Genomic DNA, 21,920 nt, shown 5'->3' on the forward strand with positions numbered 1-21,920 from the left:
GTTTTAGCTTTTTTGTGATACTGTTTTGATTAGTTCTATATTATTTATTGAGATTGAGTGTTTACGTTCAAAATGATGTAATCCCGAAATAATTATTTCATGAATTATTTGTTCAGCACTCCATCCCAAATGTAGAAAATTATGTAAAAAAGGACTTGCTTTAGTCATTCCTGGGATAGGATTAACTTCAGAAAGCCAAAAGTTCCCTTCATTATCTAAAAAGAAATCTATCCTACAAGAACCTTGGCCTCGCAGCACACGGTATACTCGTTCAGCAAATTCTTTAACCGTGCTCTTTTCTTTTGAAGAAAGATCAGGATTATAGTTTATTTTTACATCGACTTTGTCATTTAAACCATATTTGGTCTCATAATCAATGAATTGTTGTGATCCACGTTCATGGGGATCTGCCATATAATAACAACTGTCTGCATTGCCTATACAAGACACCTCAATTTCTCTAGATCCCAAACGACTCTCTTCGATGAACACATCTGTATCATATAAAAAAGCTTCAGAAATTTTCTCTTGTAATTCTTGTTCATTGTGGACTTCAAAAATTCCTATACTTGATCCTAAATGGGCTGTTTTTACAAACATGGGGAAAGAGAAAGCTATTAAAATATTTCGCAGACATAATTCGGGAGATCTTTTCCAAGCTCTCAGGGTTAATGCTTGATAAGGAACTACAGGGACGCCTACCGAAGCTGCAAGAAGTTTCGTAATAATTTTATCCATGCCTATGGATGCACTGAGTAGAGAAGGTCCTCCATAAGGTTTCCCGATCATGTCTAAAAATCCTTGGAGAGTTCCATCCTCTCCAAAAGGGCCGTGTAAAATAGGGAAAAGACAATCCATATCGTCAAGAGAATTAGCAATCTCCGCAGATAGAATAGGGAAGAACTCATCTTCCCCATCATGTATTTCATTGTCAAGATGAGGCACTTTTTTCCATAGTCCCTTGCGATTAATGACGAAATAATTCACATCATAATACTCAGGAGAAAAATAAGAAGCGGCATTCTTAGCAGATAGTAAAGAAATATCACGCTCGCAAGATTTTCCTCCGCATATAATGCCTATAGAAAGCTTCTTGGGTTCGAAATTTCTTAAAGCATTGCCTACGGCACAAATATTTCCTGCTCCTAATGATACACAGACATCATGAACACGAATGTTCTGCTTCAAATAACTAGTAATGTGATCATAAGGAATATACTGACACCGTACAAAGGATAATTTAGAAAGTGTAGTGGCTATCTCTTTCAAATCTGGTAATGTTATAGGTGTTTCCCCAGCGCTATATACATCGGTAAGTATCACTTCATCAACATCTCGAAACGCAACATAAAAATCGTCCAAACAAGCATGAAATCGTGAAAATCTGTGAGGTTGAAATAAAGCAATAATACGTCGCAATCCTACAGCATCACGAACTCCTTGCAATGTACAAGAGACTTCCCGAGGGTGGTGAGCATAGTCTTCAAGAAATAGGAATCTCTCTGAAAGATTTTTTCTCTCTAAACGCCTTTGGATCCCTGAGAAATTCTTCAATCCAGTACGTATACTATCCTCATCTATACCAAATGTTAATGCTACACCCATAGCAACTGCTGCGTTGGTTATGTTGTGCTTCCCTACAAGCTGCACATCTATATCTCGGTATTCTTTACCTAAAAATTTTATCGAGAACGTTGATCGCCATCCCTGCTGACTATAGGAAGAAATATAGAGGTCATACTCATCAGAAAATCCATAGGAAACTCCTTGGATTTTTCGTTCATATAATTCTGAGCAATCACCACAGTAAAAACAATAGCGGGGATCTTGTACCTTTCTAGCGAATGCCTCTAGAGAACTTACTAACTGAGTTCTATCGTTTTCGAAATTATTTAAATGCTCATTATCGATGTTAGTAATTACAACAGCTGTGGGAGAATAATTTCGTAAAGACCCATCACTTTCATCAGCCTCTGCTATGAAATATTTCGTACGGCCTGAATATCCATTCAATGATTCTGTATTTAGCCCTCCAATAGCGTAGGAAGGGTCTTGATTTGCTTCTTGGAAAATTGCAGTAATTAATGAGGATACTGTTGTTTTCCCATGGCTCCCTGAAACAAGAATACTTGTATAATTTTCCATTAATTGTGCTAATAATAAAGAACGGTGGAGCACAGGAAGTCCTCGGAACTTTGCCTCTTGATATTCTACATTATCTTCTGTGATTCCTGAACTATAGATTACATAACCATTTTCTGGGACATGGTGCTTACTGTGTCCTAGGAAACATGACGCCCCTTTAGCATTTAAAGAATCTATGATCTCATTCTTGGATAAATCACTTCCAGAAACACTATGTCCTCTATCTAACAAAATATGTGCCAATGCACTCATTCCTATTCCACCGATACCAATGAAATGGTAATGGACTTTACTCATAGTTTACCTTTACAAGCATTCACAGATAAATTGATAAAAAGACTTCGAGGACTTGTTCTGATAGTATTGTTGAAGAGCCTTTTGCCTATTCTTCATGATTTCAAAATCTAGAGCAAGAAAAATGTGTTGTTCTAAAACCTCCTGAGACAAGTGTTTATCTAAAATCATGGATCCTCCACCTACTTGGTAGACAAAAAATTTTGCGTTTACTTCTTGATGTCCACAAGCCCCTGGATAAGGGATCAATATAGCTGGAACTTTTGCCCAAAAAATTTCATCTAAAATTGTTGCTCCTGCGCGGCTAATGACAAGATCCGCCGAAAGCAAAATGTCGAGCATATTATCTTCAAAAGGTTTTACACAAAAGGCTATGCCTCCTCGACGATAGACTTGTTGTATAGAAATAATATCTCCTCGAAATCCAGCAAGATGATGAACATACATATTTGGATAGTCTCTGGCAACAGCCACTAAAGCACCGGGGACTTGAAGATTCAGTCTTCTTGCTCCCTGGGATCCCCCTACAACACAAATTATTGGAGAATACACAGAATGGTCAACTATAGGATTAACAGGAGAAATAGGGCGCTTAGGCAAAGTAACTTCTTGAGCAGGACAAGGAAACTGTGTGATCACTGGAGAAAATGCGACCCCGACTCCTTTAGCAAAGTGAGAGAATAACCGATTTACCCTGCCAGGGGAAAGATTTTGCTCATGTAGAAATATAGGGATTTTGTTCCTTAATGCTGCAAGCAATATGGGGAGAGAATGATAACTTCCAAACCCTATAACAAGATCTGGAGAGAAATCTTTCAATTCCTTTGTTGCTTTACTATATCCTCTGTATAGAGAATATATATTTTTTAAGGAACTTAGGGGTTGTCTGAGTGAGGGTAATCCTGAGGGGATTTCTTTATAACATATACTGTATCCACAAAGGCTAGGATGGTTTTGTAATCCCTTACCTAATAATAAAACATCTGCACCATGTGCACAAAATACTTCTCTCGTTGCAAGAGCAGGGACAATGTGTCCCCCCGATCCCCCTGCTGCTAGAATTACTTTATTAATTTCCTTCATCACCTACTCTTAATAGCAAGGTAACACCGCACATGTTTGCAATCAGAGAAGATCCTCCCTGACTAAAAAAGGGAAGGTTGACTCCTTTACTAGGTAATAATCCTGATACCACTCCCAAATTCATAAAAGCTTGCATACCAATGATTACTGTAATTGCTATTGCCAATGAAGCACCTTCTAAAGAAGGCGATTTCATGGCAATAACATAACCACTATAGACAAAACACATATACAAAAGGATTAACAACAACATACCAACAAAGCCAAACTCTTCAGCATAAATGGCTGCGATGTAATCATTTTGCGCTTCTGGAAGATATGTGAGTTTTTGTAAGCTTGCTCCGGGTCCTTTTCCGAGTAATCTTCCAGATCCTGCTGCAATTTTTGCCTGATATGGCTGATGTCCTCGACCTTTAATATCTAATTCTGGGTGGAGATAAACATTTAATCGATGGCGTACATAGGGCATACGATATGCAAAAGCTCCCCCTAAAATAAGGATGCATGTTAGGGGGAACAACCAGTAGCGCAAATTCACAGAAGTCATGATAAATACAGGAATCAAGGAAAATGCAATCACAGCAGCAGAACCATTATCAGGTTCTATGGCGATAAGCAAGATAGGTAAGAATAATGCGGATGTTAGCTTTAAAAAGAGTAAAAAATTTTTCCGATATTGAGGGCGAAAAACAAGATATTCGATAGCTACACAAGGAACAAGATACTTTACAAATTCTGAAGGTTGCAACGTTAACTGGCCGATTCCTAGCCAACGTCGTGCACCATTTCTACATACACCGATACCTGGGATTAACACCATGATTAGAATACATCCGGCACCTAGTAGAAGAGAGGGGCTAATTTTAAGAAAATCTTTCCATCCTGTTGTATACACAACAATTGAGAGGCACAACCCTAGAATAAGATAAATAATTTGACGAATCAATGCTTTATGCGTACTACAGGACAAGGAACGATCCAGCACCTCTGCAGAAGAGGTATCGAATACCATAATTAGCCCTAAGAAAAAAATCCCTAATAAACATGAAATAATAAACCACTTCATAAGGGCTTAGACCGTTTCATTATTTTATACGCAACTGATCTCCTGGACGTAAACGGCGTGCTTTTTGTTCATCAAGGTCATTCATCTTTAACAAATCTTCTAAACGGATTCCATTGCGTAAAGCTATTGTCCAAGGACTATCTCCTTCCTGAACAGTATAATAATCATCTGCAGAAGCTATTTTAGCCTTCTTAGTATCGTCCTGTTTATCTGATACAGGGACTTTGATTACCTGACCTATTTTTAATTGTGTTGAAGATAAATCGTTTAATTGCATCAGGGCACTCACTGTAGTGTGATTTGCTCTAGCAATACGCTCCAGAAAATCCCCTTTCTTGACGATGACTGTTGTATAGGCTTCTTTATCGGACTGAGGCTTAGGTTCAGTAGATGTAGTAGTCTCTACAGAAATTGGCTGAGGAGCTTGTTTCGAAGGAGAAGGAGGTGAGCTCTTTACTTTAAGCTCTTCTTCAACAAAACTTGATGCTAATTCTTCTTTGGATATTTTTTTGGGGGCAACAACAACAGGACTTTCATTTTTCTCCATTTTTTCCTGTTTTTTTTCTGAAACTGTGATGGGTACAGATTCGACTAATTTAGCTGGCATCATAGGAAGCACACTGTCCATATGCTTCTTATCTGTCTGCTTTGCAGTAGCAAAGAGAACAACAACTAATACAACATTAACTAACGTTGCAACTATAATTGTATCTCTACGATTCATATCCTTAATGCCTCCACATCACCAACTAATTGCTTGAAGAAGTCTCCTCTCTCTTCAAAGCTTTGAAATTGATCAAAACTTGTACAACCTGGAGATAATAAAATAGTATCTCCAGGTTGTGCTACTTTCTGAGCCAAAATTACAGCTTCTTGTAGATCTCGGGCTTGAGTTAAAGGAAAACTATTAGATAAAGCTTGTGCTATTTCTTTTCGACATTCTCCCATAGCTACAATATGTTTTGCTGTTTGAGTAAGAGTAGGAATTAAAGAAGTAAAATCACTGCCTTTATTCCTTCCTCCTAAAATAATGATGATATTTTCTTTAACAGCTGCAAGAGCTTTTTCCACAGCGCTCATTGTCGTGGCTTTACTATCATTGATATAACGCACACCACCTTTTTCTCCCAGATATTCTATTCTATGCGAAGGCTTTTCGAAAGTCTGCATTGCGTACAGAAATGCTTCTGGAGCAACATGCACTATTTCATTAGCCAATACATAAGCAGCAAAATAGTTGTGTCTATCATGCAAGTATACTGGTTTTAATGCACTTTCTTTATCTATAACTTCTTGGATTTCCTTTGCATATTCTAAATAAGACTTCCCTATGGAGATGTTTTCTCCTGACCACAAGGATTTAGGATTTTTCAAACATTTAATAATATTAGCTTTTGCTTCATAATATTCCTGCATAGTTTGATGATAATCTAGATGATTGGGAGAAATATTTAAAATAACGCCTCCCGATAGTACAGGGATGAAAATTTCCTGCCCTACCAATTGAAATGAACTCATTTCTACAACACGTATACCGGAATAATGCATAGCTTGAAGTATTGGGATGCCAATGTTCCCCATAGCATGAGCAGGAATACCTAAAATATGGAATAAATGGACGAGAAATAAAGCTGTGGTAGTTTTCCCATTGGATCCTGTAATCCCTAGAGAAGGGTGGGTGTTGAATTTCTCATCTTGCAAAGCAAGTTGAACATCAGAAAGGATAGGGATTTTCCTACGTTTTGCTTCAATTACCCAAGGATGTGAGATCTTGATCCCTGGAGAACGTATACAAAAGTCTACGTTTTCTGGAAATTCCTCAACATAATCGAGGTAATATTCATGGAAAAAAGGGCATGTTTCAAGAGTATGGATATCTTTATCCAATCCCAGAACATAGTCACCTCTATTGTAGAGAAACTCTGCAGCAGATTTCCCTGTTACACCAGCGCCTAGTATAACTACCCGTCGATGATTCATATTATTTTCCTAAAATAGCGGCAGCTATCCCTAATATCATACAAAAAAACCAGCTATCCAAAAATTCCTTACGACTATTTTTTCTTCTACTCCTTGATATTCATAATGATGATGCAAAGGAGAACAAAAGAAAATACGTTTTTTTCTCAAACGCCAACTCATCACCTGCAAAATCACGGACCCTGCTTCAGCAACAAAGACTCCCCCACATAAAATCAAAAAAAGCTCTGCACGCAACATGACAGCACAACTACCTAATATTCCCCCGATTAAAAGAGACCCTGTATCTCCCATAAAAACTTTTGCAGGAGGGAGGTTATATTTTAAAAAGGCGAGACAGACTCCTATTAAAGCTGTGAGGATCACAGCAATGTTGATAGCCAGAGGTGTCGTGATATGAAGAATAGCAATAACTAGGCAGCTTAATGCAGCCATGCTTACAGTGCCTGAAGCTAAGCCATCTAGTCCATCCGTGAGATTTACGGCATTACTTGTTCCTACGATAGCGAGAATAGCTAGGATGAAACATAAAAATTTCTCTAAAAAAGAACTGCCCAAAGATACCGTGCCATAAAAAGGTACATTTAATGTGTAGAACTTACTGGGTTCATCATAAGTATACAAAACTATGACTACAGTAACAGCAGCGATAAGAAATTGTATTATGAATTTTTGTTGTACTGTGATTCCATGACCTTTTTTCTTTCTTTTCTTCACTATATCATCATACCATCCTAAGCCTCCCCAACTTACAATCAGAAATAAGGAAAGCCATGTAATCGGATTACGTAAAGGCAGCCATAAAATAACTGCTGTGAGTAGAACAATAATAAAAAGTATCCCCCCTGCTGTGGGTGTGGAAGCCTTATCACAATGAAGTGCTTCTAGTTTCTCACAGTGGGCTTTTTGTAATTGATTATAATGGTTTTGACGTCTAAGCCAATGAATTACGGGATGTCCTAAAATCCATCCTTGAGCCAAAGCAACACAAAAAACTAAGGTTAAAAATAAATACGGAGCATCATGAAAACATGAAAACATAAAATTCATAACATTCTGACAATACAATTAAAAACAGCTTAATAGAGATTCTAAAGCTAGAGAACGAGATCCTTTCAACAAGACAATATCCCCTTGCTGAACGACATTTCTTAATGCCTGCTCAATGTCTTGAGCTGATGGATAAAAAAAAACTTCACAAAGGCTATTTTTGACAAGATATTGTATAGGAAGCCATTTCTCCCCAATAAAGAAGATAATATTGGCTTTTGATAAAGCCTTCTCTGCTACAATTAAATGTCCCTCCTCGGAATAATTGCCCAATTCTGCCATATGTCCAAGGATGAGAACAACTTTTTTCCCTTCTGGAGGATGAGGAATAGCATCTAAAGCAGCTAACATAGCTTCGGGACATGCATTATAAGCATCATTAATCACTTGTATCCCGTTACGTATACTTTGCTCAAAACGCATGGGTGGGATTTGCAAGGAAGAGCAAGAATAAATAATTTTATCGGTAGGGATATCTAGCAGCCACGCTAAAGAAAAAGCTATTAATAAATTACTATAAGCAGGCTTGTAGGGAAGAGAAATAGCAAATTCAATATCCTCTTCTGGAGTATGTACGACTACATGATCTTGCCCAAGAAACTTATAATAAAAATCTGCAGTTTCATCATAAAAAGCAAACGAGAATTTTTCTGAGAAAGAAGATTGTTTGACGAAATAGGGGTACCACGGGGAATCCTTAGGGAAAAGCTGAATACGACTTTTTTGTAATATGAGACTTTTTTCTTCAACAATACCTTGTATTCCTTTGTCAGAAAAATTGATAGTATGTTGATCTGCTATATGAGTGATAATTGCGATTTCAGGTTCTACAACAGAAAGAAGATTACGCATATTGTTAGGTTCAGAAACACCCATTTCTAAAATAAGAAAATCCTCATCACCATCGGATAAAAGCAAACTTAAAGGTACTGTTAACTGCGAATTATAACTTTTAGGGCTAGCATAGACTTTGTAAGTTGAAGAGAGAAATGTTTTTGAAAAGGCTTTTGTTGTTGTTTTCCCTACGGAGCCTGTGATCCCTATGATAGTGCCGGGGAATAAATGAGCTTGATTTTCTCCAGCTTCTCTTAAAGCCATTGTGGTATCTTGAACGACAATCAAGTCCAAACCAAAAGCATCGCCTTGATAATCTCTAGAAACTACAGCAGCTACAGCGCCTGCGTCTGCAGCATCACGTAGGAATCGATGACCATCCGTACAATTTCCATTTAGTGCAAAAAATACATCCCCTGGGCGAACTTGACGACTATCAATAGCCACTCCGGAGATTTTTTTCCCTGATCTAGGAAATTTAGCATCGGATAACATTGACGACACCCAATCTTCTAGTAAAATAGATCGCATAGCATTGCCTTAATTATTTGCTTAACAATATGCCAGTAGACACGTGGGTGTAATGCATTTCCCCAAACAAACCTGAAGAACTCTTCAAATATTCTATTCACAAATATAAATAAATATCCCACATCAATGCAAGTGGGGTCGTCTGAATACCGAGATTTACTACTGACTAGAAAATCATCTTTCGCTTAAACTAAAGCTGTTTTGTAACTCTTGGTGGCATAGCCAAGCGGTAAGGCCGAGGCCTGCAAAGCCTCTATCCCCGGTTCGATTCCGGGTGCCACCTTTTTATCTTAAGATATTGTACACTAAAAAATGACTTGGTAGTGTGGAAATTTCCCAAGAATTTCTGGAGGCTATCAATGTTCGACAAGGAAAAATTCCTGTATAATTCAGATAAAAAACTTTTCCTTGGGGTGGATAAAGTCTTTCACTTACTTAAAGATCATTATGGTCCAAATTCAAGTCACTCCCTAGAAAATTCAAGTTACTCTCTTCTAAGTAAAACTGTATTATCAGATCCTTATGAAAACATTGGTGTAGATTTTGTAAAAAGCTTATCGAACAAAATCTATAAAAAATACAACGACGGCATTACTACTGCTGTTCTTTTACTTCACTCTTTCTTGAAAAACAGCTATTGCTTGTGTGATCAGGAAATATCTCCTTATCGGCTTAGTATTGCCTTAAAGAAAATGGGGGATATTCTATTATCTGCTCTAAGAAACCAGTCTTTGCCTTTAAAAGATAAGACAAAGGCCAAAAACATTGTTTTTTCTGCTCTCCCTGACCTAGAGATTGCTACAGAGATATCAGAGGCATTTTCACAAGTGGGATCTGAAGGATTTATCTCCGTATCTCATAGAGAATCTACATCTATGTATATTACACAAGGACTCTACGTTCCTTATGGCTACGTCTCCCCTCATTTTCTTGTACAATCTTTACCATGTTCTTTTACGCTTTCACAACCTCGAGTTTTTGTTACTGATAAAGATATCTCTACTATTTTGCATTTTCTTCCTTTGTTTCAAGAACTACAAGAACATCAGGAACACTTACTTCTTGTATGCAAAGATATAGATCCGGATGTTCTTTCGACTCTTACTCTAAATAAATTAGAAAAACTCCTACATATCGTAGTTGTATGTATCCCCTCAACTTCTTCGGAAGAAAATTCTTTCTTTGAAGATATTAGTTTATTTACAGGGACGAATGTATTTTCTCATTCAACTTCTCCCATGGGTCCGATACCGGAACGTTCATCTCTAGGTTCGTGTGATTTTGTAGAGATTTCTGAGAAACACACTATGTTTATGCATGATAATGGTGTATCAGAATGCTTAAAGCTTAAAATTCATCAATTAGACGAGGAAATTCGCACGAATAGCTGTCAGAATAAAAAGGTTAAACTTATACAAAGAAAGCGCCGACTCCAAAGTTCCGTTGCTATTCTTCCTATTAAAGAAACACTCTCTTTTTCTTACTCCATAGCACTGTCTACATTAACTTCTGCTATAGAATCAGGATATATTCCTGGTGGAGGAGCAGGAATATTCTACGCAGCTTTACAATTGAACAATGAAAAAGAACTTTCTGAGGAAGAAAAAGCGGCGAAAACTATTTTACAAACGAGTGCACTCATACTTATAGAACAATTAGCAAATACAGCTCAATTGGATGGTGCAGCAATCATAGATAAACTTATTACTTTAGCAACACCTAGTTTAGGGATTAATGTTCTATCAAAACAGATAGAAGATCTCATTGCTTCTGGGGTTTTGGATCCTCTAGGGAAAACAGAGGACATCTTCTCATTTGCATTAGAAACAGCAATAACTATACTATCAACCAAGGGAGTCATTCATGCGCCATTGTAGTTAGTGACTACAATCTGAAGTCAATAAGTATTACAATTATGTCTACAAAAGTTTATTTTTAATTATTTAATACTCAGCTTTATATTGTCTTATTACCGATGAAGAGAACTCCATAAAAGTTCCCTGTTTAAGGAGAAGAAAATATGGATAATAAACCGCCTGGAGCACATCGTCTTCTCCATATCTCTGATGTGCATTTTGCTATTTTCCCTACGAATCCTTTAACTCTTATGAATAAAAGATTTAAGGGTATGCTGCGTCAAGTTTTTGGTCGTGTGAATTTCCAGTCGAAGGCAATTGCAGAGGGTTTCCCTACTTTAGCTAAACAATTACAAGCAAATAGTATTTGTATTACGGGAGACTTTTCTCTAACTGCTCTAAACCAAGAATTTGCACTAGCTAAACAATTTGTTCATACATTAGAGACACAGGCATCTGTTTACGTCCTTCCTGGGAATCATGATGTATATACTCAACGTTCTTTGATTCAACAAACCTTTTATCAATATTTCCCAAATATTCAATTACAAAATGAAGGTATTGCTTTCCATAAACTTTTAGATAACTGGTGGTTAGTCTTATTGGATTGCTCGTGTTTAAACGGATGGTTTTCAGCTAATGGTATGATCAAATCATCTCAGATTTCTATTTTAGAAAACTTTATTCTTAACCACTCCGTTCAAGAGAATATCATTATTGCCAATCACTACCCTCTGTTATCGACATCAGAGCCTTCTCATGATTTAATCAATAACACAAGTTTACAAAACGCATTAAAGAAGTACTCCAATGTACATTTATATCTGCATGGGCATGATCATCAATCTGCTATGTACCACAATAAAAATTATGCTCCCCACCTAATTTTAAACAGCGGTTCTATTTCTCTACCTTCGAATGCTAGCTTCCATATCATTGATCTATATCCGCAAGGATACCGTATTCATACAGCAACAATTACAAATCTTACTTCTGGAAAACCTTTAGAAATTTCTGTAGTTGCAACACACTTAGGATAGGAGAACATGCTGGGAGACAGGATAAATAGAGAGTGTGAAAACCTACACACCCTCTTCACAAATTTTCTCTGCAATGGCTTTAAATATTTCGGGAGTATCAAAAACTACATTATGAGAGACATCCCGAGTAGATTCAGGAAGAGAAATTAATTTTTCTACCCAAACCTTACGTTTTTTCTGTTCCTCAATAGAAACAGCTCGATCACGCATTTTCTTTAATAGCTCTATCTCTGAAGATAGCTCTTTTTTCTTTGTTGTTTCCATATTGTAGAAATTAAGGGAACTCTTCTTTTTATACAATAGGGCTTGGGATACATACTACATTACTTAGAAACACGAGAATCATAACTTCCTGTGCGTGTATCAATTCTGACTACTTCACCTTCTTCAATAAAAATAGGGACCATAACTTTGGCACCGGTGTTTGTTACAGCTGGTTTTAAGACTCTTCCTGATGCAGTGTCTCCACGTACGCCAGGTACTGTTTCCGTAATTGTTAACTCCATGAAAATAGGAGGTTCTACAGCGATAACATTACCATTGTATAAAACTAGTGTGTAAATAGTATCTTCTAATAACCATGGTCGGATATTCTCAATTTTATCCCAAAAGATGACTTCCTGATCGAAAGTTTCATCATCCATGAATGTAGCACCTTCTTGATCGGAATAAAGAAAACGCATTTGTTGTTCACGGACATCAGCAGTTTCTACAGACTCCCCGGATTTAAACGTTTTTTCAATAACTCTTCCTGTTAAGAAGTTTTTTACTTTAATCCTATTAAAAGCCTGCCCTTTCCCAGGTTTTACAAAATCATTTTGTAAAATTAAATAGGGCTGTCCATCAATTTCTATTCTTAATCCTACACGGAAATCGCTTGTACTTACACGAACCATGGCTATTAATCTTTAAAATTCTCTCCTTCATATTATAACCGTGTTCTTTCCTTTGTCCAGAAGAATGTCTTACTACAGCAGTTATAATTAAGAATAACATGATAAACAAATGTATAAAATTTTCTAGACACGAATATTTCAAGTAATTATGGAACTGAGCAAAATCAATTACATAAGGCTGCAACATGTCGGATACAAATAAACAAATTAATGAAAGAAAAATTGCTCAAGACATGTTGGAGAGATATTCTGGATCTACGATTGAAGAATTTTGCCCCTATTTACTCTTAACTAATTTCACACACTACACTCATGTATTTGCAGAAACATACCAAGTTCCTATTTCCAAAGGTTCGATGTTTTCTGCCTCCCATGCTCCTCAAATTAACGTCTCTATTTTAGATTTTAAATTAGGGTCTCCAGGAGCTGCTTTAACAATGGATTTATGTTCTTTTCTTCCTAATGCAAAAGCTGCGGTTATGTTAGGCATGTGTGGGGGACTACGTTCGCATTATCAAGTTGGGGATTATTTTGTTCCTATAGCTAGCATTCGAGGAGAAGGAACTTCTGATATTTACTTTCCTCCTGAAGTTCCAGCATTAGCAAATTTCATCGTGCAAAAAACCATTTCCGAAGTATTAGAAGAAAGAAAGGCTAGCTATCACATTGGCATCACGCAAACAACAAACATTCGTTTTTGGGAATTTAACACAGAATTTCGAAAAAAATTATACGAAAATAAAGCGCAAACTATAGAAATGGAATGCGCAACACTATTTTCTGCAGGCTATAGAAGAAACTTACCTATAGGAGCTTTGCTCATTATCTCAGATTTACCTTTAAGAAAAGAAGGCATAAAAACCAAAAAGAGTGGAAAATTCGTACTGGATACATTCACGCATGATCATATCGATGTAGGAGTAAAAGTCGTCTCAAAACTCGATTTTGTACTAAAGAACCGCGTAAAATCAAAAGGTTTTCCTCATATGGAACCTGGGGAATCTGATGATATCATGCCCCCAGGATCAGGAATTTCAGACAATGACTATTGAGAGAGTATCCTTTGTACTATACAGTCTGTAGTAAATCCACAAGCTTCTGTGACATCTGCAGGAGCTCCAGAATATCCAAATCTATCCATAGCAATAGCCAAGCCATTAGCACCAATGTACTTATGCCATCCTAATGCAGATCCTGCTTCTATGGACACACGCATGCCCAAATCCCCTCCAATAACATGAGAACGATATTCAGCATCTTGCTTTTCAAATAGCTCCCAACAAGGGAAGGAAACTACTCGAACATTCTTATCTAAATACATGAGTTCCTTAGCCACAGCTAAAGCTAAATGCAATTCTGACCCTGTAGCAAACAAAGTGTAATCAATGGGTACTCCATGGGCTTCATGCAATACAATATAGGCTCCACGTCCTATACCTTCTTCAAATGACACTTTTGTCTGGGATAGTGTGGGGAGATTCTGCCGAGAAAGAATCAAAGCTGTAGGGCCCATATATTTCAATGCTGCAAGCCAAGCACCCTTAACTTCATTAGCATCTCCTGGGCGGATCACTTGCAAACCGGGGATCATCCTTAACGACATAATTTGTTCTATAGGCTGATGTGTAGGGCCGTCTTCTCCAACGACAATTGAATCATGAGTAAAGTGATAAATTACGGGTAACTTTGCCAATGCAGCTAGGCGAATGGCATTTCTTAAATAATCAGAGAAAACTAAGAATGTCCCACAAAAAGGGCGGAATACTTGAGAATAAGCAATACCGTTAGCAATCGCTCCCATACCGAATTCACGAACGCCATATTTAATATTCCTTCCAGAAAAATCCTGACGATTAATTTCTTTAGCATCCGTTATCCATGTACCATCTGAACTAGATAGATCCGCTGATCCTCCAATCAAAGCAGGGATATACCGAGCTAAGCTCTGAATTACCTTATTAGATGCTGCACGACCTGCTATTGTTTCTGGCATATCTATATTTTCAAGAATAGTTTCTAGTTCATCTGAAACTACGGGGACCTTAAGTGAAAGAAATTCTTGATGTAAATCAGGGAATTGTCGCGACCATACACAAAAGTTATCTTGCCACGCTTCCTGCATTTTACGATCTTTCTGTAGTTTTTGCGTAAAAAATGTCTTTACTGCTGGAGACACAAAAAACTTCTCATCAGGAAGGTGCCAAAAACGCTTTGTTTGCTCGACGCCACTTTCTCCTAGAGGAGAGCCATGAGCCTTATGACTACCCTCTTTAGGAGAACCATGGCCTATGATCGTATGTGCAATGACTAGTGTAGGACGTTGTTGAGATTGTTTAATCTTAGTAAATGTTTCATGCATCCCCAAGAAGTCATAGCCATCGATTTCAAAAACTTCCCAACCGTAAGATTCGAATCTTTTCTTTACGTCCTCACAACTAACTTCTCCTAAAAATCCATCTAAAACTATATTATTATAGTCATAAATGAGGACAAGATTATCTAAACTTAAGGTTCCAGCAAAACTACAAGCTTCGTGGCTCACGCCCTCCATCATGCAGCCGTCACCGGCTAAACAATACACTTTACCATTGAAGATTTCATGTTCCGGCCGATTAAAGCGTACAGCAAGCATCTTCATAGATAAAGCCATACCGACAGCATTCCCAACCCCTTGCCCTAAAGGCCCCGTGGTTGCTTCAACACCGCTAGTTTCTCCAAACTCAGGATGGCCTGGGGTATGCGAGTGTAATTGACGAAATTGTTGGAGATCTTCTAAAGATACATTATATCCCGCAAGATGTAAGCACGCATACAATAAAGCAGATCCGTGTCCTGCAGACAAAACAAAACGGTCTCTATTTATCCATAAAGGATCTTTGGGATTATGTCTTAAAACATAGCCATAGAGGTAGGCAGCAAGTTCTGCACACCCCAAAGGCAAGCCAGGATGTCCAGATCCGGCTTTTTGAATCATCTCTATACTTAATTGTTTTAGAGTCCCAGATATCTTTTCTAAGATATCTATATCTACTCCCTTATTCATCATTTTCCAGACCTAAATGCGCTATGTAAAGAAACAAAGTCAAGATTATAGCATCTAATACCAAAAAAGCAAGTTACGCAATTTATATGAATACCCGAACTCAGTAGCCAACACACTAAAGACTATTTCTCAACACATAGTTAAAAAATAGCATTAAAAAGACAGACTAGAGACTAAAATGAACAACTCCCATATAATTGCAATCAACCTAATACTTTTGACACTAAAGTTCCATCCTATGTTAAGTAATACTTTGCGATCTAACTTCTTAAAGTTCTATGCTAATCGGAATCATACTATTGTTCCTTCATCTCCTGTCTTTCCTCATAATGACCCATCAATCCTCTTTACTAATGCAGGAATGAATCAATTTAAGAATGTCTTTTTAAACAAAGAAAAAACAAGCTACTCTCGAGCGACAACCTCACAAAAATGCATCCGTGCGGGGGGAAAGCACAATGACCTAAATAATGTAGGTCATACTTCACGTCATCTCACGTTCTTTGAAATGCTAGGGAACTTTTCTTTCGGTGATTACTTTAAATCTCAAGCTATTGCTTTTGCCTGGGAAGTATCTCTTTCTGTTTTCAACTTTAACCCTCAACAAATTTATGCCACTGTGCATGAAAAAGATGATGAGGCTTTTGCTCTTTGGGAAGAGTTCTTGCCTTCTAATCGCATTTTTCGCTTAACAGACAAAGATAATTTCTGGAGCATGGCAGATGTCGGCCCCTGTGGATATTGTTCTGAACTCTTATTTGATAGAGGAGAGAAATTTAGCAAAGCATCTTCACCTCTAGAAGATGTCGAGGGTGAACGCTTTTTAGAGTACTGGAATCTTGTTTTTATGGAGTTTAACCGTGCTGCAGACGGTTCTCTTCTCTCGCTCCCCAATAAACATGTAGATACAGGAGCAGGTTTAGAACGTTTAGTTGCGATTATTTCAGGTACGGATACTATTTTCGAGGCAGATGTTTTACACCTACTTATCAAACAGACAGAACAATTATCAAGGAAAACATATCAACCACACCATCCTTTAGGTGCTGCTTTCAGAGTAATTGCTGATCATACGCGCTCCCTATCTTTTGCTATTGCTGATGGTTTGCTTCCTGGAAACACAGAACGCGGTTATGTATTAAGAAAAATTCTACGTAGAGCAGTCAACTATGGGAAACGTCTAGGACTTACCCAACCATTTTTAGCAGATATTGTTCCTTCTTTAGTTGATGCAATGGGAGATGCCTATCCTGAACTTCGACTTTCTTTATCTCAAATTCAAGAAGTCGTGACTGCAGAAGAAGAAAATTACCTAAGATCGCTTAATCGCGGAGGAAGTTTACTCCATCAGGTGATAAAAACATCCTCTTCTGTAATCTCTGGGCAAGATGCTTTTAAATTAAAAGATACTTATGGTCTTCCCATTGATGAAATAGCTTTATTAGCAAAAGACCATAATCTCTCTGTAGATCTGGAGACTTTCGATCAATTAGAAAAAGAAGCTAAAGAACGTTCTAAGAAAAACGCAGCGAAAACTCGCAACTTAACAGATAAAGACGAAGCTTTTTATGATACGTTATCTCTAAAAGAAAACTCTGAGTTCTTAGGATACACTACGCTATCTTGCGATACATTTATTGAAGCACTCCTGCATGATAGTCAACAAGTCCCCACTCTGAAAGAAAAACAAAAAGGTGTCATAGTCTTAAAATCAACTCCTTTCTATGCAGAGAAAGGTGGGCAAGTTGGGGATTCTGGAGAGATTTTCTGTTCAGAAGGGACATTCTTAGTAACTCATACCACATCTCCAAAGCCAGGGATTATCTTACATCACGGAGAGGTAACACAGGGGTACCTCTCTCAAGGTTCAGCTATAACAGCACAAGTACACTGTATCCGAAGAACAAATATTAGCAATAACCATACAGGATGCCACCTTTTGCACAAGGCTTTAGAGATGACTTTAGGCGATCATATTCGCCAAGCTGGATCTTACGTTGATGATACAAAAATACGTCTAGATTTTACTCATCCCAAGGCCATATCTCCCGATGATTTAACAGCGATAGAGCTGCTAGTAAATGAAAAAATTCGAGAAAATCATCGCGTTGAAATCCGCGAAGCTCTGTACTCTGATGTTATGAGTTCTAAAGAGATCAAACAATTCTTTGGAGACAAATATGGTGATATTGTACGAGTAGTTTCTGCTGGATTTTCCCATGAGTTATGTGGAGGGACCCATGCTGAGCATACAGGAGACCTTGGATACTTTCGTATTATTAAAGAACACGCTGTTGCTACAGGAATTCGTCGTATAGAAGCTGTCACGGGGAAAGAAGCTGAGCTCTTAGCACATCGAGATCATGAAGACCTCAATGAAATCTCTTTGGTTTTACAGTCTCCTCGTGATCAAATTGTGCACAAGTTACAAAATGTATTAGAAGAGAAAAAACTCCAAAGCAAACAGATCACTGAATTAGAAACTCAGTTAGTCAATGTACAATTAGATAAAATCATTGAGAAACGTCAACATATTGATGACATTTCTTATATAGTACACCACCTAGATGAATCAGAAAGTCATCGCCTACAACAATATGCAAATTGTTTTCACCAAAGAATCCCTAATCGCTGTATTTCTTTATGGATTACTCGAAAACAGGGCAAGCATATTCTTTTTTCTAGGCTCTCTAATGACCTTGTCCAACAAGGATTACAAGCAAAAAATCTTTTAGAACAATTACTCGCACCTTGTGGGGGGCGCTGGGGAGGACGAGACACATTTGCTCAGGGTAGCACAGATATTCTCCCACAAACAGACACAGTAAACACAGTTTTATGGCAATGGATTTCAACACAGCTAACTTAGCCTCACCTCTTTTTTCTAAACTAGCTCATGCCTCTACTCCACTATTAATAGAAAATATCCACTCAGGGGCACGTGCATTTTTAGCGGCTCAATTTTTTTATAAAAAAAATACTTCTGTTGTCATGGTGACAACATGTTCTCGACTAGATGATCTTTTTGAAGATCTTTCTGCGTTTTTAGAAATCCCTCCCTTAGAGTTCCCATCATCAGAAATCGATCTGTCTCCTGAACTAGTTAATATTGATGCTGTAGGCAAGCGTGATAAAATACTTTATGAACTTTGTAAACAAAATAAGCCTGTATTTTGTGTTACTACATTAAAAGCATTACTAGAAAAAACACGTTCTCCTAAAGATCTGATGAACCAATGCCTAGATATTCAAGTAGGAGATCTCCTAGACCCAGATATGATGATAGACTTATGTAAAAATTTAGGCTATCGCCATACGACTCTTACTAGTGATAAAGGAGAGTTTGCTTATCGTGGTGGAATTGTTGATATTTTTCCCTTATCCTCTCCCGAACCTTTTCGAATAGAATTCTGGGGAGAAAAAATTATTTCCATACGTCCCTTTAACCCTTCAGATCAACTATCTACAGGGAAAACTTCTAAACTCTCCATATCTCCAGCGATACAAAATTCTGGGGAGTCCTTGGAGTACAGCCTTTTGGATTATTTTCCCTCTCCTCCTGCATTTGTTTTCGACAGTTTAACAAATCTAGAAGATGATTTTGCTGAAATTTCGGGGACGCTCTCCTCACTGCCTAAACGTTTTTTACCAATTAAGGAATTTTGTGAACGTGCTTTTCTATCTCCTACAATTTTCTTTGAGGAAAAAACCTTCCCCAATGCTCAAATTAAAAAAAATCAAGAAGTTCACGTAGAAGTTTTCCATTGCCATATTGCAACATCACGTGTTGCAGCTCCCTTTATCTATCCTAATGAAATTTTTGCTGGTGAAGGAAATCCTCTTTTAGACTTCTTACAGAAACTACATGAGTATACTCCTAATTCAGAATTTCCGTTCCACATAGCGATCTATAATACCAATACAAAATCTCTAAAAGAAGCTCGTGTACTTATAGAAACCCTCCAACATCACAATTGGAAGATTTACGAAAAACGTAATAACCTGTCATCAAGCTTTGCTCTTGTAGAAGAGCATTTTGTTGCTATCTCGCTATCCGAATTTGCATCGACAAAAATCTTACGAAGACAAAAACAACGAAATTATTCTTCTGTGGCTACTGAAGAAGTCTTTGTCCCAGTCCCGGGGGAAACTGTTGTGCATCTTCACAATGGTATTGGGAAGTTCATCGGGATAGAAAAAAACCTAACCATTTAAATATTGAAACAGACTATCTTGTGATTGAATATGCGGATCGTGCAAGACTTTATGTACCTTCTGATCAGGCTTATTTAATTTCTCGTTATGTAGGGGCTTCTGAAAAAACTCCCGAGTTACACAATCTTAACGGCTCTAAATGGAAAAGATCTCGCGATCTGTCTGAAAAGTCTCTTATTCTTTATGCCGAAAAACTTCTTCAACTTGAAGCTCAACGTTCGACATCAGCGGCATTTACCTACCCTCCTCATGGAGAAGAAGTCATAAAATTTGAAGAAAGCTTCCCCTACGAAGAAACTCCTGATCAATTAAAAGCTATTGAACAAATTTACAGTGACATGATGTCGGATAAACTTATGGATCGCCTCATTTGTGGTGATGCTGGATTTGGAAAGACCGAAGTTATCATGCGTGCTGCTGTAAAAACTGTTTGTGACGGTCATCGTCAAGTGATTGTCATGGTCCCAACAACAATTCTAGCAACCCAACATTACGAAACATTCACCCAACGCATGGCAGGGCTGCCTATAAATATCGCAGTCCTATCTCGCTTTTCAGACAACAAGACAACAAAAAAAATATTTGAAGGCGTGTCTAATGGAGATATTGATATCCTCATTGGCACACATAAACTTATCAACAAGAATTTGGAATTTAAAAATCCTGGCTTGCTTGTCATTGATGAAGAACAACGGTTTGGTGTTAAAGTAAAAGACTTTTTAAAAGAGCGCTATCCTACCGTAAATTGTCTCACTGTATCTGCAACACCTATTCCCAGAACTCTATACATGTCATTATCAGGAGCCCGTGATCTTTCTCTTATCACTATGCCTCCCTTGGATAGACTTCCTGTTAGCACATTCGTTTTAGAATATAGTGATGAAACGTTAACGGCTGCTTTACGCCATGAGCTACTCCGTGGTGGGCAAGCCTATGTAATCCATAATCGGATAGAAAGTATTTTTAGATTAGCAAACACCATTCGCTCGTTAATTCCTGAAGCACGTATTGCTGTTGCCCATGGCCAAATGTCGTCAGAAGAACTCGCTGTTATTTTTCAGAAATTCAAAGATCAACAAATCAATATTCTTGTAGCTACTGCATTAATTGAAAACGGGATCGATATTCCCAATGCCAATACTATTCTAGTTGACCAAGCAGATAAATTTGGTATGGCTGACTTATATCAAATGAAAGGACGTGTAGGAAGATGGAACCGAAAAGCTTATTGTTACTTTTTAGTATCACATTTAGACAGGCTATCTAGCCCTGCTGCTAAGCGCTTGGAAGCCCTCAATAAACAAGAATATGGGGGAGGGATGAAAATCGCTCTACATGATTTGGAAATTCGAGGAGCGGGGAACATCTTGGGAACCGATCAATCGGGGCACATTAGCGCTATAGGATTCAATTTATATTGTAAATTATTAAAAAAGGCCGTAGCTGCATTAAAAAACAACTCATCCCCACTATTATTTAACGATGATGTAAAAATTGAATTCCCCTATAACTCTCGTATTCCTGATACCTATATAGAGTTAGCATCGATGCGTATAGAGTTCTATCAAAAAATAGGCAATGCGGAAAATGTAGAACAATTATCTTGTATACAAGAAGAGATGCGCGATCGCTTCGGCCCTCTTCCTGACGAAGTTTTATGGTTGTTTGCCTTAGCAAAAATACGTATATTCTCTCTTGAACGAAATATTACTAGTATCAAAGGGACCTCAAACGCCTTATATATCCAACAGTACCAAGAAAAAACAGAAAAAATTAAAAAGGTATTACCCTATTCCCTATCACCTACTCCGGAATTATTAGTATCAGAAGTTTTAGAATCTTTAGAGAAAGCATTCCCCACATAAGCCTCTTTGCTAGAGAGATATC

General features: G+C 37.7%; 12 protein-coding genes, 1 tRNA gene and 3 pseudogenes. 6 read left to right on the forward strand and 10 right to left on the reverse strand.

Features of this window, described 5'->3' with window-relative positions; translation table 11 throughout:
• Window positions 1-3: 3 nt before the first annotated feature.
• From RT28_RS03050 to RT28_RS03080, 7 genes and pseudogenes are all read right to left on the reverse strand, one after another.
• Window positions 4-2,442, reverse strand: a complete 2,439-nt coding sequence (locus tag RT28_RS03050) for a bifunctional UDP-N-acetylmuramate--L-alanine ligase/D-alanine--D-alanine ligase (protein WP_020356547.1) — start codon at window positions 2,440-2,442, stop codon at window positions 4-6.
• Window positions 2,443-2,451: 9 nt separating this feature from the next.
• The gene (murG, locus tag RT28_RS03055) at window positions 2,452-3,525 is read right to left on the reverse strand and encodes an undecaprenyldiphospho-muramoylpentapeptide beta-N-acetylglucosaminyltransferase (RefSeq protein WP_240991503.1); all 1,074 of its coding nucleotides are present in this window, start codon (window positions 3,523-3,525) and stop codon (window positions 2,452-2,454) included.
• Window positions 3,512-4,588: pseudogene (ftsW, locus tag RT28_RS03060) on the reverse strand (putative lipid II flippase FtsW); the annotation flags it as partial. The gene murG and the pseudogene ftsW, both read right to left, overlap by 14 nt.
• Before the next feature lie 19 nt (window positions 4,589-4,607).
• Complete coding sequence (locus RT28_RS03065; RefSeq protein ID WP_020356551.1) at window positions 4,608-5,312, reverse strand: lytic transglycosylase; 705 nt, start codon at window positions 5,310-5,312, stop codon at window positions 4,608-4,610.
• A complete protein-coding gene (gene murD, locus RT28_RS03070; RefSeq protein WP_038500831.1) occupies window positions 5,309-6,568 on the reverse strand; it encodes a UDP-N-acetylmuramoyl-L-alanine--D-glutamate ligase in 1,260 nt (419 codons plus the stop codon). The genes RT28_RS03065 and murD overlap by 4 nt, the downstream gene beginning before the upstream one ends.
• Window position 6,569: 1 nt before the next feature.
• Window positions 6,570-7,609, reverse strand: a pseudogene (gene mraY / locus RT28_RS03075) (phospho-N-acetylmuramoyl-pentapeptide-transferase).
• A 27-nt stretch (window positions 7,610-7,636) separates the two neighbouring features.
• Window positions 7,637-8,983: a UDP-N-acetylmuramoyl-tripeptide--D-alanyl-D-alanine ligase gene (locus RT28_RS03080; RefSeq protein ID WP_038500834.1), complete on the reverse strand. Its 1,347-nt coding sequence runs from the start codon at window positions 8,981-8,983 to the stop codon at window positions 7,637-7,639.
• A gap of 212 nt (window positions 8,984-9,195) precedes the next feature.
• On the opposite strand from RT28_RS03080, the gene RT28_RS03085 reads away from it, so the two are divergent.
• The 3 genes from RT28_RS03085 to RT28_RS03095 all read left to right on the forward strand — a co-directional run bounded on the left by RT28_RS03085 (window position 9,196) and on the right by RT28_RS03095 (window position 11,879).
• Window positions 9,196-9,266, forward strand: a tRNA-Cys gene (locus RT28_RS03085).
• A 76-nt stretch (window positions 9,267-9,342) separates the two neighbouring features.
• Complete coding sequence (groEL3, locus tag RT28_RS03090; protein WP_038500837.1) at window positions 9,343-10,860, forward strand: variant chaperonin GroEL3; 1,518 nt, start codon at window positions 9,343-9,345, stop codon at window positions 10,858-10,860.
• Window positions 10,861-11,003: 143 nt separating this feature from the next.
• Window positions 11,004-11,879 (forward strand): metallophosphoesterase family protein, encoded by an 876-nt coding sequence (locus RT28_RS03095; protein ID WP_020356556.1) that lies wholly within the window; start codon window positions 11,004-11,006, stop codon window positions 11,877-11,879.
• Between the two features lie 42 nt (window positions 11,880-11,921).
• Here the strand turns inward: RT28_RS03095 and RT28_RS03100 are convergent, their stop codons facing one another.
• Window positions 11,922-12,143 carry a hypothetical protein gene (locus RT28_RS03100; RefSeq protein WP_020356557.1) on the reverse strand — a complete coding sequence of 74 codons (222 nt, stop codon included), beginning with the start codon at window positions 12,141-12,143 and terminating at the stop codon, window positions 11,922-11,924.
• A 59-nt stretch (window positions 12,144-12,202) separates the two neighbouring features.
• Window positions 12,203-12,775 (reverse strand): elongation factor P, encoded by a 573-nt coding sequence (gene efp / locus RT28_RS03105; protein ID WP_020356558.1) that lies wholly within the window; start codon window positions 12,773-12,775, stop codon window positions 12,203-12,205.
• Window positions 12,776-12,960: 185 nt separating this feature from the next.
• Between efp and RT28_RS03110 the strand changes: the two genes are divergently transcribed.
• A complete protein-coding gene (locus RT28_RS03110) occupies window positions 12,961-13,827 on the forward strand; it encodes an AMP nucleosidase (protein ID WP_020356559.1) in 867 nt (288 codons plus the stop codon).
• Here the strand turns inward: RT28_RS03110 and tkt are convergent.
• Entirely contained in the window at window positions 13,821-15,821 is a 2,001-nt protein-coding gene (tkt, locus tag RT28_RS03115; protein ID WP_038500840.1) for a transketolase, read from the reverse strand. The two genes, RT28_RS03110 and tkt, sit on opposite strands and share 7 nt — an antisense overlap.
• A gap of 235 nt (window positions 15,822-16,056) precedes the next feature.
• Between tkt and alaS the strand changes: the two genes are divergently transcribed.
• Together alaS and mfd are read left to right on the forward strand one after the other, a co-directional pair.
• Window positions 16,057-18,687: an alanine--tRNA ligase gene (alaS, locus tag RT28_RS03120; protein ID WP_038500843.1), complete on the forward strand. Its 2,631-nt coding sequence runs from the start codon at window positions 16,057-16,059 to the stop codon at window positions 18,685-18,687.
• Window positions 18,663-21,898, forward strand: a pseudogene (mfd, locus tag RT28_RS03125) (transcription-repair coupling factor). Before alaS ends, mfd begins: the two are co-directional and overlap by 25 nt.
• Window positions 21,899-21,920: the final 22 nt, after the last annotated feature.

It is taken from the genome of Chlamydia avium 10DC88, assembly GCF_000583875.1.
Lineage (GTDB): Bacteria > Chlamydiota > Chlamydiia > Chlamydiales > Chlamydiaceae > Chlamydia > Chlamydia avium.